Raw genomic sequence first — 14,681 nt, 5'->3', positions numbered from 1 at the left:
TTTCCGTCCGGAATTGCGCCAAAACGTAGAGAGTGCGAGCAGTCGGCCGCTTCAGGCCGAGCGCGGTTCGGAGGTGACCTGTCGTTGTTCGTCACTTCCCTCATAGAAACTGAATGTGCCCCGACCGCTGCGCTTGCTCCGGTAGAGCGCAAGGTCGGCTTTCCGCAACAGGTCGTCCAATGACAATCCGTCGTCGGGGGCCACGGAGATTCCGATGCTGGTGCCGATTGAGATTGAATGCCCACAAACAGCGAACGGTTGATGCATCGCGGCAACCAGACGACGTGCAAGGACGCTGGCGTCGGAGCGCTGGTGGATATCGGTCTGCACGATCGCGAACTCGTCGCCTCCAAGACGTGCGACCGTATCGTGATCGCGAACCGAGGCACTTAATCGTCCGGCAACCTGCTTCAAAAGCTCATCACCTGCCTGATGGCCAAGCTGGTCGTTGACCGGCTTGAACCGATCAAGATCCAGGCACAGGACGGCTATGGTTCCGTTGCGCTTGGTCTTTGCGATTGCCTGCTGCAAACGGTCATTGAACAACGCGCGGTTGGGAAGATCGGTCAAGTGATCGTGGTGCGCCATATGGGCAACGAGTTCCTGGTTGCGGCGTTGTTCCGTCACATCCAGGTACGTTGTCACAAATCCTCCTCCGCTGAGGGGAACGCCTCGTATTTCAAGTACCGTGCCGTTGGGCCGGGTACGGTGGTAACTGTGAGGTGTTCGCTGTCTGACCAGCTCAAGGCGCCTTCTCACATGTTCGTCGGCCGACCCAGGGCCATACTCGCCCCGTTCGGCATTGAACCGGAACAAATCCTCCATGTTCGGATAGCCATTGCGGAAAAGTTCCGGAGGATAATCCAGCATGGATTTTTGCTGGTCGTTGCAGAGGACCATCCGCAGGTCGTCGTCAAACAGGGATATGCCACCGGGGAAGTTGTCGACGACCGCCTCCAGGAGCCGAACCCTCTCCCGCAGAGACTGCTCTGGCGAGCCGATCTTTGCTGGTTCGTTCGATTCGCGATCCGTCGGTGCATCCGATTTACGCAATGCTGACATAAGGCTTTCTCGTTGGCTCTTGCAGGGCGGCTTCCCGTCAAGGTCACGAATACGCCAAGAATCTTTATATCAGGTTCCTCTAAAATTGGTGGCGATGCTGGGGAGAGCGACTCATCCGGCCACGAAGGCTCCCTCTTTTTGTTCTGACGCAGTTCCGGACGGAAAACCGTTTCACACTTTTCGTGGAATTGCTCTAATGCTCGATCGGACCCTTGGCCATCACGAGGGCCGTACCGGCGGTCGTCGGGCGCTCGATCATGCGCCGCACGCGCGGCGGCTCGTCGCCACTGTGCAGCGCCCGCAAGCGCTCGCCGACGACGGCGTCGGCATGGGTGATGCGTCCATTGTGGCGCACATATTCGATCCAGGTCGGAGTATGATAGTGCTCGATCCAGATCGCCGGATTTTCGAGGTCGCGTGCCAATGTCCAGTTACGGGCGCCGTCACGGCGGCGGATGCGGCCGCGTTCGGCCATGGTGGCGAGGAACTCCGGCACGTCCTCGTCGCGGATGATGTACTCGATCATGATGGCGATGGGGCCGCTGCGCGGCTTCAGGTCGAGCGCAAGGTGCGGTTCCCTGAAGCGATTGAGCGGGTCGAGGTTGAGCACCTGCTGCTGCGGCAGCGGCAGCAGCATGCCGATGGCGCCGCCGACCAGCATGGCGATGCTGGCCGCGATCAGCGCGGTTTCGGCGCCATGCGCATCGGCGACGACACCCCAGATCCAGCTGCCGAGCGCGATACCGCCGAAGGTCGCGGTCTGGTAAACCGACAGCACCCGGCCGACCACCCAGCGCGGTGTCGCCATCTGCACCGTGACGTTGAAATGCGAAAGGGCGATTACCCAGCAGGCACCGCCGACCAGCAGGCCGAGCGACGTCTGCCATGCATGATGGCTGACGGCGGCATTGAATGCGCAGACAGCAAAGCCGGCAAAGGCGCAGCGCACCATCGTCTCGCTGGACAGCAGCTGCCGTAGCCTGACGCTGATCAGCGCGCCACCGACCGCGCCGATGCCGAAGGCGCCGAGCATGATGCCGTAGGTCAGGGCATCGCCCTTGACGACATCGCGCGCCACCAGCGGCAGCAGCGCCAGCACGGCACCGGCGCTGAAGCCGAAAGCCGCGCCCCTGACCAGCACCTTGCCGATGTTGGGCGACATGGCGACATAGCGCAGGCCGGCGGCCATGGCCGCACCCAGCGACTCGCGCGGCAAGGTCGAAACCGGCAGGTCCGGCTTCCAGCGCGCCAGCACGACGATGAGGCCGATATAGCTCACCGCGTTCGCCGCGAAGGCGGCGGCCGCACCGGCCGCGGCGACGATGATGCCGCCGATCGCCGGGCCGACGCTGCGGGTCAAGTTGAAGCCCATCGAGTTGAGCGCGACGGCGGCCGGCACCTTGTTGCGGGGAACGATGTCGCCGACGGAGGCCTGCCATGACGGGCTGTTGAGCGCCGTGCCGCTGTCGATCAGGAAGGTGAAGGCCAGCAGCGTCCACGGCGTGATGAGGCCGGAATAGGTGAACAGGGTCAGAAGCACCGAGACGACCAGCATGAAGGTCTGGGCGACCAGCATCACCTTGCGCCGGTCGAAACTGTCGGCGATGGCGCCGGCGACGAGCGCAAACAGCATGATCGGCAAGGTGGTCGAAGCCTGGACCAGGGCCACCTGATAGGGCGAGGTGGCGATCGTGGTCATCATCCAGGCCGCGCCGACGCCCTGGATCAGGCCACCGAAATTCGAGACCAGACTTGCCGCCCATACGGCGCGGAAAATGCCGTGCCGGAAGGGCGCCAGCGCCGAAACGCTCTCGCTTTCCGGCTTTTCGTCAATCATCGGGGGTCCCTGCCATGTCGTGCCGATTCGTCAGATGATCCGTTTGCTCAGATCATTTGCCGAAAGTAGGGCATGGCGGCGCAAAGGGCGAATGTCTTTCGAAAAAGGTCACGGTCCAACAATGGGATAGCTGCGGTCCACGCCTGGTTTCGCGCGAGGTCTGGCCGGCTGCCGCACTGCTGGAAGGCACAACCGCAAGCCAGATGGATAGAAGCTGCTCAGAATCCGTTCTGGATGCGCTCGAAGATAACGTTGGTGAAGGCCGATATCTGGCTGCCGATGAAGGGGCCGGTCAGCGCCACCACCAGCATGATTGCGACGATCTTCGGCACGAAGGTCAAGGTGATCTCCTGAACCTGCGTCAGCGCCTGGATGAGGGCGATGCCGATGCCGACCACCATGGCGACCAACACCACCGGTGCAGACGCGGTGAGCACCGTCCACACCGCGTACTGGACGATGTCGAGAGCGTCGGCCTCGTTCATGGGACTGGCCCTGCCGGAAGCGTCAGCTCGCCGCCTTGACCGAGACCCCCGGGCCGACCGCGACTTCGGTGCCGTTCTGCAGCACGGCGATGAGGCCGCTGCTGGCGAGGCGCACCGACGCCACCGTGCCGGTCGTGTTGCCGTCGGCGGAGGTTATCGAGCGTCCGATCAGCGCGTCGGCCTGCGACAGCGCCGAGGACTGCATGATCTGGTCGAGCTTGGTGTTTGTCTGCACCGACTGCTCGACCTGCGAAAAGGTGGCGAGCTGGGCGACATACTGTGTCGAGTCCATCGGCTTGGTCGGGTCCTGGTTCTTCATCTCGGCGATCAGAAGCTTCAGGAACGACTGGTAGTCGACCGCAGTCTTCGAAGTCGACGTTGTGGCCTGGTTGGCGCCAGTCGGTATCGTCGTCGTCATGTCCACGTTCATCAGTATCGTGCTCCCACAGCCAGCGGGCGCGTGTCACCCGGAACATCGTCATTGCCGCCAAGCGCGCGGCGTTCGAGCGGATAGAGCGCGCGGATCGCCTTCAGCGCCTCGTAGATGTGATCCTCACCGACCATGCGGTCGATCTGTTTCAGCGCAGCGCAGATCTGGGTGTCCTCGAAGCTTGCCAGCAGCAACGGCAGCGAACGCCGGAACATGTCGCGTGCCTCGGCCGCGCCGGCCGGGTTGACCAGCATGACCTGCAGGATGAAATACAGCTGCTTGAGCGGCGTCGAGGCATCGTCGGCCTGGATCACATGGCTTTCGAGCAGGAACTGCACGTCGTTCATCAATTCGACGGTGACCTTGCGGTCGACGCGGATGACGGCGCCGTTGATGTAGATCTTCTCGTTCGGCTTCAGCGATATCTTCAGCGTGTTGGTCATTGAATGCCGTCCCTGATGATCTGGGACACCTCGATCAGCCCTTCGAAATTGTTGGTGCGGCCCTGGCGAATGTCCTCCGCCTCGCGCAGCAGCCACAGGCCGATGGAAATGAGGTTGGCGCGCAATTCCTTGGGCAGGGCGTTGTCGCTGGAGCCGAGATCCTCGACGAAGGTGGTCCAGACGCGGTTGGTGAAATGCAGCGCCTCGACCGCCTCCATCGAGTTGTGGCCGGCGGTGGCCGCTGCCGACAGCATGTCGATCGAGCGGGTCAGGAGCTCCCGCTCGCGGTCCTTGGCGTCGGCAACGGAGGTGCTCTGGATGTCGGCGTAGGAGAATTGGTACATCTTTGGGGCTCTACCGTTCCGTTAAGCGTTGTCAGGTCAGGTAATTCAACAGGCTGAGCTGCTGCAGGCGTGCGGTCAGCGCGAAGGACGTTTCGATGTGCTGTGTCAGGTCGGCGACGCGGGTCGCGGCTTCGGCCGGATCGACGCCTTCCAGATCGAGAATGTGCCGTTCGAAAAGATCGACCTGCGTTTTCATGCGGTCGTTCGCATCGGAAACCCGCTTCTGGACGATGCCGGTCTCGGATTGAATCTGGCCAATGCCGCTCAGCGCTTCGCCGACCAGCGACGTCGAGCGGCTGACGACCGTATTCTTCGCGGCCTGGCTGATGTTGCTGGACATCAGGCCGGTGACCAAGGCTGCCGCCATGGCAAGCTTCTGGATGCCAGCGCTGTTGGCACTGGTCGAGGTCGGCGTGGTCTCGTTGAGGGCGATGCGGCTGACGATCTGCTGGTCGGTAGCGTTCGACCAGGTGCCTTGCCAGCCTGGGCCCATGAACTGCGGCGTGACATCGTTGGTGATGAAGTCGTCCATCTGGGCAGCGGTGATGTTGGCCGCGGCCGGGTCGTCCTGGGTGAAACCGAAATTGGCGACGAAGGCGGCGTCGAACGCCGCCTTGGCGGTGGAGCCGGCGGCGGTGAAGTCGTTGATCGGCTTGACGTCGGTGTTGGTGCCGGCGAACAGATATTCGCCGTTGACGCTGGTGTTGAGGATCGAGGTCAGCTGCTGGATGGTCGCCTTGCCCGAGGATTGGGTGAGATTGTTGGAAGAATCGCTCGAGGTCGCGGTGGTCAGGGCGGACAGAAAGGTCTGCGCGGCGGTGGAGAGCTGGCCAAGCGAGGTCTGCGTCGAGGACAGCCGGGCGCCGACCAGACCGTTGGAATCGATGATGACGTTGAGCCGGTCGAGATCGCGCGAGAAGGTGACGGACTGAGCGGTGCGCCCGCCGAGGGCCAGGCCGGTGTCGGCGACCTTGCCGGTCGAGGCCTCCTTCTGGGCTTTGACGAGATCCGCCTGCATGCGCATCTGCTGGTAGCGCATGGCGTTCGACATGGCGGCTGAGGAGACTGAAGTCATGGATTATCCCACCGCGCTGAGCAAGGCCGTCATCATGTCGTCGACGGTTTTCATCATCCGGGCCGATGCCTGATAGGTGTGTTCGAGGTCGAGGAGCAGCGACATCTCCTGGTCGACATTGACGCCGGTCGCGTTCGACAGCGCCTCGGCACTGCGCGATGCCAATGCTTCCTTGGCGTCGGAGGCGGTCGAAGCTTGCTGGCGCACGCCCTCGAACCAGCCTATCGAATTGGCCGCGTAGTCGGAAACGCTGGACGTCGCCGAGATCCCGGCGGCAGGGTCGAAGGTCAGTGGCTGGTCGAGCCGGTCGCCATAGGCAACCAGAAGGCTGGAGTAGGACGCGCCGCCGCCGGTGTTGGCGACATAGGCAGCACCATTGGCGCCGCCATCGCGCAGCAGCGTCGGATTGCCTCCGGTGCTCGGGTCCATCGCCGCATTGACGCTGATGGAAGCGGCAAGGCCGTTGACCAGCGTGCCCGCTGCCGGCACGGCTGGCGCGCCCGACCAGGTGAACAGGCCGGCGGCATTGGGCATCGCGGGCGCGGTTTCGGCAAAGGCGGTGATCAGGCCGCGCGCGGTCTCGTCGAGCTGGCTCTGCATGGTCGAGGCGACGCCGTCGCGCAATTGCAGCAGGCCGGCAAGCTTGCCGCTGGCGCTGGTGTTGCCACCGGCTCCCGCCGAAATCGGCACATTGTCGATATAGACCGCATTGCCGGCGGCACCGGCGGTGTAGCCGGACGACGCCGCGAAGGTGACCGTGCGCGGTATGGTTTCGAACAGCGTCGTGCCGTCGCCGGTGGTGATGACCATGTCATTGTCGCCACGCGTAAAGGTCGAGACCGGCACATAGTCCGAAATCTTCTTCAAGAGCGCGTCGCGCTGGTCGAGCGCATCGGAAACATCGGTGCCGGAACGGGTTCCGGATATGACCGCCGTGTTGGCATCCTGGAACTGGCTGAGCAGCGAGTTGAGGTCGTCGACCGCCGTGGCGATCTGGCCGTCGGTCTGGGTGCGGAAATCCTGGACCGCCTTGGAGCCCTCATTCAGCGAGCGCACAACCTGCTTGGCGGCGTCGATGACGCTGGCGCCGAGGTTCTGGTTGGACGGCGAGGTGGCGTAGAGCTGCAGCGCCTGCTGCAGATTGCCGATCGCGGTCGAGGGCGAGGACGCATTGTCGACGCCATTGACCGCAACGCCCAGCTGATCCATGCCGCTGTACAGCGCGCTCTGGCCGCTCCAGGCCGACAGCGCGCTGAGGTTCTGGCGGAACAGCAGGTCGTTGGTGGCGCGCTGGATATCAACCGAACGCGCGCCCGGCGCCGTGCTGGTGACAACGGCCTGGCGACGCGAATAGTCCGGATTGGAGGCGTCGGCGACGTTGCGCGAGACAACGCTGGTCTGCCGCGCGGTGTTCATAAGCGCCGACTGGGCGATGCTCAGTGCAGTGGACAGCGACATGCGGGTCTTTCACGGGCGGAGCCCGTTTTATCTCTTCAGGTTGACAAGGACGTCCATCAGATCGGAACCGGTCTGGAAGACTTTCGAATTGGCGGTGTAGCTGCGCTGCGCCGCGATCATGTTGGTCAGTTCTTCGGCGATATCGACATTGGAATTCTCGAGTGCGCCGGAGATGATCGAGCCGGCCTTGCCTTCATTGGCAAAGCCGATCCGGACCGCGCCGGATTCGGTGCCCTGTGCGTAGACGTTGCCGGGCAGCGCGGTGAGCTGGTCCGGGCTCTGCACATCGGCCAGCGGAATCTTGTAGAGCGGCTTGGTGGAGCCGTCCTTGTACTGCGCCGAGATGGTGCCGTCCTTGCTGATCTGGATCTTGTCGATGGTGCTCGGCGCGTTGCCGTTGACCTGGGCATCGGAAACGGTGAAGCCGGTGCCGAGCTGGGTCAATGCCGACAGATCCAGCGAAAAGGCCGCGCCATTGGGTACCGTCAGGCCGACGCTGGTGACGGCGCCGGTGAGCTTGCCCGTGGTGGTGTCGAAGGTCAGGTTGGCCGAGCCCAATGCGCCGCCGGTGTAGGGGAACGACGTCCCGGCGGTGGCCTTCGACTGATCGAAGACCGACACCTGCCAGGTGCCGGTGCCGGTGTTGGTGTAATAGACGTCAAGCAGCTTCTTGTTGCCGAGATTGTCGTAGGCGACCATCGAGGATTTCGAGGTGTACTGAGCGCCCGCGGCGTTGGTGGTGGGCAGACTGCCGGCGGCGACCGGCGTCGCGCCAGCCGGCAGGTTGCCGCTGTAACTACCCTCGGTGCTCGGCGTTGCCGTCATCCCCTGGTCAGAGATGACGACCGGGGTCAGTCCCTCGAAGCCGTTCACTGTCGCCGCCGGCACGCCGTTGGCATAGCTGTAGGCCATCAGCTGGAAGCCGGCCGCGTTGACCAGCCTGCCTTCCGCATCGGGAACGAAGGCGCCGGCTCGTGTCAGGAAAGGTGTTCCGCTCGGATCCTGGACGACGAAGAAACCGTCGCCGTTGACGGCAAGGTCGGAGACCGAGGTCGTGTACTGAAGCACGCCCGGATCGCTGACTGCCTGCCGGATCGTCGTGGTGATGCCGCCGGAATTGTAGGCGCCGCCGGTGCTTGGCATGACCAGCGTCGAAAACTCGGCGGAGGAGCGTTTGTAGCCGGTGGTGTCGGAGTTGGCGATGTTGTCGGCCACGGCGGACAGCCGGTTTGCCTGTGCATTCATGCCGGAAACGCCGGTCCGCATCATTCCGTAGAGGCTCATCGAAACGTCTCCCCAATGTGCATGCCACTGGCTACAAGGCTACGTGTGTTGTCTTGCGCGAAGCTGGCGCGGCGCGGCATCAGAAGACGAGCCGGTAGCCAAGGAAGCGCTTGGAATCGATCGGGTCGGTGCCCAGTTTCTCTCGCAGCTTCTTGCGCAATTTGCTTATGTGGCTTTCAACCACGTTCTCCTCGACCTCTTCGTCGAAGATGCCGTAGATGGCGTTGAAAACCTGGGTCTTGGTGACTCGGCGCCCGCGATTGCTCGCCAGATATTCGAGGATGCGGCGCTCACGGCGCGGCAAGGGCAAAGGCTGGCCGTCGATCTCGGGGTCGCGGCCGTCCATGAAGATGCGCATGGCGCCGATCTCGGTGTAGGCGACGTCTTCCAGGGCGCGGCGGCGGATGGCGGTGATGCGGGCCAGGATCTCGCGGATATGGACGGGCTTGCGTATGACGTCGTCGACGCCGCTCTCGAACAACCGCAGCGTGTTCTCCAGCGAGTGCTGTTCGCTCAGGGCGATGACCGGTGCGCCGGTGCGGTCGCGGATCTGCCGGGGAGAGATCGAGCCTTCGCGGCAGTCGCCGATGAGGAAGGCTCGGACCGACCTCAGGTCGGTGTCGGCCGCCGAGCTTACCCACTCGCCGAACTCGCCTGGCGCGAAGCCTGCACAGGCGACACCCTCACGATCGAAAAGTGAATTGTATCCCTCTGTTACGAGCTCTCGCTCGTCAACGATTACAATCATCGGCCCGCCTCCGAATCAAATCATTTGCCCCGTGAGAAAAGGGGTATCCGGTGGTGAGAATCCTGAACAACCGTCATTTCTTGTAGCTAGTTTCTTGGGAGTCGGGAATCGCGCCGGTTGCATTAGCGCGCGTCCAGATATGTCGGCGTGGCAGCTATCGGCCACCTGAAGCCGCAACTCCAGGGTGGCACGTCTCGGATGCTCGAAAAACCGTAATGCGTCTATGGGTTGCAGAAACCGCGGGCGTTCGCGGTCCATTTTCCGAAGCCGGTGGCGACCATGTTGGCAATGACACGGCAGACATAGATCTTCTGCGCCGGATCGTTGTCGGGACCGGCGTGATAGCGGGCGACGGCCATCGACCATGTCTCGTGACGGGCATGGAGGCTGGCCAGGAAGCGCGCCGCATAGTCGACGTTCTGACGCGGATCGAGCATGTCCTCGACGCTGCGAAAATGCGACGCGTGGTAGTGATGGTTGATCTGCATGCAACCCAGATCGATGAGCGTCTTGCCCTCGCGCCGGGCATTGGCGAACGCAGCAAGGGCCTCGGTCCGGCTTCTCGGAAAGACCACTTTTCCCTCTATATTCAAGGCGTTGGGTTGAAGGCTGCCCTTGTTGCCGGTCTCTGTCAAACCAACGGCATAAAGGATGCCGGCCGGCACGCCATAGCGGTCGGCGGCGCGCAGGATCTCCGGCTCGCAAGGGTTGGTGGCGGCAGCGGCGGCAGTCGCGACGCTAGATGAACATATCGCCGCTAGCGCGCTCGCGAGAAGGCTGAGTACCGCGGCCGTAGTCCTGCGCGTCATCATTGCGGTTTCCTGCGGATTGCTGACCCGGTTGCTGACCACCCGCTCCACCATTGCCGGCGCCCGGGTTTCCAGGTTGGAAGGATGACGGGTCGCGGCCTGACGCCGTTGGCAAAGGGGCGGCCGCATCGGCGCGGATTGCGGCAGGAACCGCTACCGAAGGTTGTACGATCGTGACCTTATCAACCTCGAAACCGAGCCCGCGCAGCGACTTGACGATGGCCTCGCTGTCGGCGGACAGCCGGCGATAAGCGTCGTGTGTTTCTGGCTTCAATTCAATCGAAAGTTGTTCTCCGGAGAGGCGAAGGTGGGCCGTCACCATGCCGAGTTCGGCGGGGTGAAGTTCGATCTTCAGCACATGTGTCGGAACGGCAACAGAGTTGGCCAGCTGGGCGGCCGCGGATGGGGCAGAAAGCGCCTTTTGCGGGCCGCCATCGGTGGCTATGGCGCTGATCACATTGAGGGCTGCCTGGCTGATGAGGCTCTGCGGCGGCGCGGGGAAGCTCTGTTCGGCCACGACGTCGATGCGGACGGCGGACAGGGACTGTTTTCCCGCTTCCGGTCGTAGCGAGGACTGCACATCCTCGATGCTTTTCAGCGCCGGTGCGGGGTGCTTCGACTGCACGCCGGGCACATCGGCGGTTGTGCCGTCCGGCAGCTTCTGGGCCGCCACGATGTTGTCGCGTTTGGGGGCGCTCGAGGCAACGCCGGCAGCGCTGGGCGGCGGGCCGTCAAGCTCAGTCAAAGGCCCGTCGACGATCGACGCCTGCTCCGGCTTCGACAGGGTTTCGAGGACTTCGTTTCCGGCCGTGGACTTCGACCGATAGGTCCTTGGCAGCGGCGCCTGCGCTTCAAGCGCCGGCTCCGGCGGGCTCTCGCCACTAGCCGCGTCGCGTCCGGTTGCCTTGGCCGATGTCGAGAAATGGCGCAGGTCATGAAACGCGATCAGCAGCGGCAGATGGTCGTCAAGCGGCACCGCATCCACATCCGGCGCCGTCTCTTTGGCGTCGTCCTCGTCCTCGTGCGACTTTGCTTCCAGGTCGTCCTTGCTGATTTTCACAGTCGGTATTTTGGCCGAGACGACTTTTCCGGGAGCGGCCGATGTCGGCTCGGCCTTGCCATCATGCCCGGCAAGGCTAGCTGCGAGTTTGGCCCAGCGCTGCTCGCGCGATCCCGTTTCTGTTGTCGTTTGCCGTTCCGGGTGGGCAGGACTGGCCTGGCCGCGCAGCATCTTGCCGAAGCCGGCGTGATCTTTCTTGCCGTTCGCAGCCGGTTGCTCCGGCGACGCGCGCGTGGCGGCAAATCCTGGTAAGGCCGAGCCTAGGCTGGTGGTCATTTGGGGGCGGCTCCAAGCATTTGGTCGATCAGGTCGAGCTGTCGACGTGTTCTGGTCATGGCGGCATCGGTCGGGTCGGCGGGCTCGGGACTGGCCGCGGGCAACGGTGCCGACGCCGGCACAACAGTCGCCGCATCGGCAGCCGCGGCCGCAACTACCGGCGTGTCCGGCGCATTCGGGGCTGGACCGCCGGCGGCCGCGGTGACCGCCGGTTGCTCGGCGATTGCGCCTTCGACCGGTGGCAGCCCGCTCGCGTCGACGCCTTGCGCCGCGGCGGTCTGAGGCAGGGGAGGTTGCTCGGCTGCAACCGGGGCGGGCTTTTGCTCAGCAAGGGCGGCGGGCGGCGCGACGACCTCGCCGGCAATGGCCTGAGCGGCGTCGAGCAAGTCGCGGTCGCCTTCCGACAGCTTGCTGCGGTCGATCTTGCCGAGCTTGGCGCGCACGTCCTCGATGGTGCCCGAGGTAACGGTGGAAAGGCTGGCGTAGAGCTGGGCGCGTGGATCGTCCTGGTTGGTGTTGCCGTCGCGGCCCTGCTCGGCCCGTGCTGAAGCGAAGGCCGACAGTTCGTTCAGGCCGTCAATCGCGGCGCGGCGGGCGATGCGCAGGTAGATGACCTTCTCGCGCTCTGGATCCATCATCGAGGTGATGTCGGCCAGCTTGTCCTGGCTGATCGACATATGCAGCGCGATGACGCCGGAGACGAAGGAGTCGGCGAACTGGCTGGCATAGGGCGAATAGAGATAGCGCTCGACATACTGGGTGGAGGCACGCGCGAAGCGTGCCGCATCGCCTTGCGCGACGGCAATGCCGACCGAACGGCGAAGTGCTGCTTCCTCGACCAGCGTGCCGGGGCTGAGCAATCTCGCCTCGTCGAGCAAACCGAGCGCCGCTGCCGGTTGGTCGCCGGCAAGCAGCGAGCCTTTGACCAGGGCAAGGAAAGCGCCGAGATCGGGAGGCAGCGTCATCGGATCGATCGGCTTCAGCGCTTCGATCGCCTCGCCGGGCCGGCCGCTGAGATAGTCGATCACGCCCTTGGCTATGGCAAGGCTTTGCGGGTCCGTCGTGGCGCGCGACGTGGCGGCCTCGACAGTCACCGGGTTGCCGCCGCTCATGCCATAGACAAGCAGGGCGCGAAAGTTCTTGGGATCCTTGAAATCCTCTGCGTCTGCCGCGCGCAGGCGCGCATCCGCCATCTCGAGCAGCTTGGCCTGCATCGGCAGGGCGGCATGGTCGCCGGCGGCGATGCGGTCCTGAACGAGCTGCAGCGAGCGCACCAGCTGATACGGCTGCAGCGCGTCCTGGGCGAAGCCGGCCGACGGAAGTCCGCCGGCCAGCAGCAACAGGCCAATCAAGCGGCTGGTGACGGCCGCCCGCCTCATCCGCCGGTCGCCATCAGGATTTCGATGCGGCGGTTCACGGCCGCCAATGGATCGGCCGGGTCCTTCGGCTGGCGGTCGGCGAAGCCGGCGACCTCGGTGATGCGGCGTTCGTCGACGCCACCGCGCACGAGCATGTAGTAGGCGGAATGCGCGCGCGCCGTCGACAGCCGCCAATTGTCGTAGCTGTCGCTGCGGAACGGCCGAGCATCGGTGTGGCCGTTGATGCTGATGGTGCCCTTCTGGCTGTTGACGATGCGGCCGATCTTCTCCATCGCCAGCACCAGTTCGCGGCGGGGCAGTGCCGAGCCGACCTCGAACATGCCGAAGTCGAACTGATCGGTGATCGAGATGACGACGCCCTTGTCGGTGGCTTCCACCGAGACGCCGTCATGCAGCTTGTCGCCGGGCTTGAAAGCATCGGCCAACTGCCGCTTGACGTCGGCCGCGGCCTTGACTGCGGCCGCGGTTGGCGCCTTTTCTTCGGTGTCGGGCTTGGCGGCCTCTTGCGCACCGGCCTCAGACTCGGCTGCGTCCGCGGCTTTGGTGTCGCCCGGTTTGGTCTCGCCCGGTTTGATCTGGCTTGGCTTGGTGTCGCCGGCCTTTGCCGTTGCCTCGGCGGGGTTCGCGGCTTGCTTGCCGGTCGCATCCGTTGCTAGCGGCTCGAGCGGTGCAGCCGCGACGGGTGGCACGGCCTCGACCTTCAGCACCTGCGTTTCGGCGGCCTTGTCACCGGGCTTGACCGGATCGCCCTCGATTTTGGCACGCTGGGCACTGGCTTCGGCCCCGGGCGCCGCCACCTGCTGCGACCAGAAATCGGGCTCGAAGGGATCGCGATAGGACGTGCCGCCCGAGGCGCCCGTCGCCGGGCCGGCAGCCTGCGCGCCGCCATCGCCCTTCTGGCTGACGTTCTGCATGACGCCGGTGTCGGTGGCGATTTCAGAAAGCACCGCGTAAGGATCGGCGAACAGATGCTCGTCGGAGTGTTCCGCCTGCGGGAGTTCCTGCTTTTCCTGTTTGCGGTCCGCCGAGCCATCGCCGTCCTGGCCGGCCTTGTTGGTCGCCTTCTGCGGGTTGTCGGCCGTCGTCCCGATCGCGCGCGGACCGTCGCCGAGATCCTCCAGACCCTTGCGGCTCGAATTGCGGTCGACCAGCTTGACCGGGTTGAAATAGCTGGCGACGGCAGCCTTGGTCTGCTCGTTGGCGGCATTGATCAGCCACATGACCAGGAAGAAGCACATCATCGCCGTCATGAAGTCGGCGAAGGCGATCTTCCAGACGCCGCCATGGTGACCCTCGTCGTGGTCGTCGTGACCACGGCGAACGATGATGATCTCCTGATGAACTTGTCCTGCGTCGGCGACGCTCATGCCAGGACCTCCGAGAGTGTCGTCGACCATTCGGCCATGCGCGTCTCGAACACCGCCTCGTCGATGGCGACCGTGAGATCGAAGCCTGGCGTCTCGATGAAGTCGAGATTGGCGGCGCGGGGCCCGAGCGATGCCTTCAGTGTTTCGAACAGCGAGAGAGGCCCGCGCACGGCGATGCGCACTGCCTCGGCATCGCCGACCGCTTCGCGTATCGCGCTGGCGAGCGCTTCGATTGAGCGTTTCTGCAAGTCGTCGCTGACGATGCCGCCGATCATGCGGGCGACGGTGGCCGCGACCAGCCCGGTCACGCGCGCCTCCATGGCATCGATGCGCGACGAGACGGCCTTGCCGACATCGTCGCCAAGGCTTTCGAGAAATACCCTTGCTTCCTCGGCATTGGCCTGGCGTTCGGCTTCGAGCGCTGCTTCATGCGCGACCGACAGGCGCGCCTCGAGCGCCGCTTCAGCCTGGGCAACTGCCTCCGCGATCAGCGTGCCGATATCGGCTTGCGGCACCGGTGCCTCGGGCGTGTGTTCGGGATCGGCCGTGGCGCGGGGCTGGCCGGCGCGTTGCGCGCGCGTGCCGAAATCAGGCAGAAGGTCGAAAAGGGCTGCGGAGGCCATG

The 14,681-nt window shown here is 64.3% G+C and carries 15 protein-coding genes; all 15 read right to left on the bottom strand.

The window, feature by feature from the left end; genetic code table 11:
* Positions 1-51: 51 nt before the first annotated feature.
* Positions 52-1,062 (bottom strand): diguanylate cyclase domain-containing protein, encoded by a 1,011-nt coding sequence (locus AC1D10_RS27700; protein WP_477277554.1) that lies wholly within the window; start codon positions 1,060-1,062, stop codon positions 52-54.
* A 193-nt stretch (positions 1,063-1,255) separates the two neighbouring features.
* Positions 1,256-2,899: an MFS transporter gene (locus AC1D10_RS27695; protein WP_477277552.1), complete on the bottom strand. Its 1,644-nt coding sequence runs from the start codon at positions 2,897-2,899 to the stop codon at positions 1,256-1,258.
* Positions 2,900-3,117: 218 nt separating this feature from the next.
* Positions 3,118-3,384: a flagellar biosynthesis protein FliQ gene (gene fliQ / locus AC1D10_RS27690; protein ID WP_023761707.1), complete on the bottom strand. Its 267-nt coding sequence runs from the start codon at positions 3,382-3,384 to the stop codon at positions 3,118-3,120.
* Between the two features lie 22 nt (positions 3,385-3,406).
* Positions 3,407-3,814, bottom strand: coding sequence for a flagellar hook assembly protein FlgD (gene flgD / locus AC1D10_RS27685; protein ID WP_379102545.1), 408 nt, complete (start codon positions 3,812-3,814; stop codon positions 3,407-3,409).
* Positions 3,814-4,257 carry a flagellar biosynthesis repressor FlbT gene (gene flbT, locus AC1D10_RS27680; protein WP_379102543.1) on the bottom strand — a complete coding sequence of 148 codons (444 nt, stop codon included), beginning with the start codon at positions 4,255-4,257 and terminating at the stop codon, positions 3,814-3,816. Before flbT ends, flgD begins: the two co-directional genes overlap by 1 nt.
* Positions 4,254-4,601 (bottom strand): flagellar biosynthesis regulator FlaF, encoded by a 348-nt coding sequence (gene flaF, locus AC1D10_RS27675; RefSeq protein WP_477277550.1) that lies wholly within the window; start codon positions 4,599-4,601, stop codon positions 4,254-4,256. The genes flbT and flaF overlap by 4 nt, the downstream gene beginning before the upstream one ends.
* Before the next feature lie 31 nt (positions 4,602-4,632).
* Positions 4,633-5,676, bottom strand: a complete 1,044-nt coding sequence (locus AC1D10_RS27670) for a flagellar hook-associated family protein (RefSeq protein ID WP_477277548.1) — start codon at positions 5,674-5,676, stop codon at positions 4,633-4,635.
* A 3-nt stretch (positions 5,677-5,679) separates the two neighbouring features.
* Positions 5,680-7,134 carry a flagellar hook-associated protein FlgK gene (flgK, locus tag AC1D10_RS27665; protein WP_477277546.1) on the bottom strand — a complete coding sequence of 485 codons (1,455 nt, stop codon included), beginning with the start codon at positions 7,132-7,134 and terminating at the stop codon, positions 5,680-5,682.
* Positions 7,135-7,161: 27 nt separating this feature from the next.
* On the bottom strand, positions 7,162-8,418 hold the full coding sequence (locus AC1D10_RS27660) for a flagellar hook protein FlgE (RefSeq protein WP_477277544.1): 1,257 nt from the start codon (positions 8,416-8,418) through the stop codon (positions 7,162-7,164).
* Between the two features lie 79 nt (positions 8,419-8,497).
* On the bottom strand, positions 8,498-9,166 hold the full coding sequence (locus AC1D10_RS27655) for a response regulator transcription factor (RefSeq protein ID WP_477277542.1): 669 nt from the start codon (positions 9,164-9,166) through the stop codon (positions 8,498-8,500).
* A 221-nt stretch (positions 9,167-9,387) separates the two neighbouring features.
* Complete coding sequence (locus tag AC1D10_RS27650; RefSeq protein ID WP_477278141.1) at positions 9,388-9,975, bottom strand: transglycosylase SLT domain-containing protein; 588 nt, start codon at positions 9,973-9,975, stop codon at positions 9,388-9,390.
* Complete coding sequence (fliK, locus tag AC1D10_RS27645; protein ID WP_477277540.1) at positions 9,905-11,311, bottom strand: flagellar hook-length control protein FliK; 1,407 nt, start codon at positions 11,309-11,311, stop codon at positions 9,905-9,907. Before fliK ends, AC1D10_RS27650 begins: the two co-directional genes overlap by 71 nt.
* Complete coding sequence (locus AC1D10_RS27640; protein WP_477277538.1) at positions 11,308-12,690, bottom strand: chemotaxis protein MotC; 1,383 nt, start codon at positions 12,688-12,690, stop codon at positions 11,308-11,310. Before AC1D10_RS27640 ends, fliK begins: the two co-directional genes overlap by 4 nt.
* The gene (locus AC1D10_RS27635) at positions 12,687-14,057 is read right to left on the bottom strand and encodes a MotB family protein (RefSeq protein WP_477277536.1); all 1,371 of its coding nucleotides are present in this window, start codon (positions 14,055-14,057) and stop codon (positions 12,687-12,689) included. The genes AC1D10_RS27640 and AC1D10_RS27635 overlap by 4 nt, the downstream gene beginning before the upstream one ends.
* Entirely contained in the window at positions 14,054-14,680 is a 627-nt protein-coding gene (locus AC1D10_RS27630) for a hypothetical protein (RefSeq protein ID WP_477277534.1), read from the bottom strand. Before AC1D10_RS27630 ends, AC1D10_RS27635 begins: the two co-directional genes overlap by 4 nt.
* Between the last annotated feature and the right edge of the window lies 1 nt (position 14,681).

The sequence above is a fragment of the Mesorhizobium sp. P2_A8 genome (genome assembly GCF_056404935.1).
The sequence above is the reverse complement of the archived record's forward strand: the minus strand, read 5'-3'. Positions and strand labels throughout refer to the sequence as shown.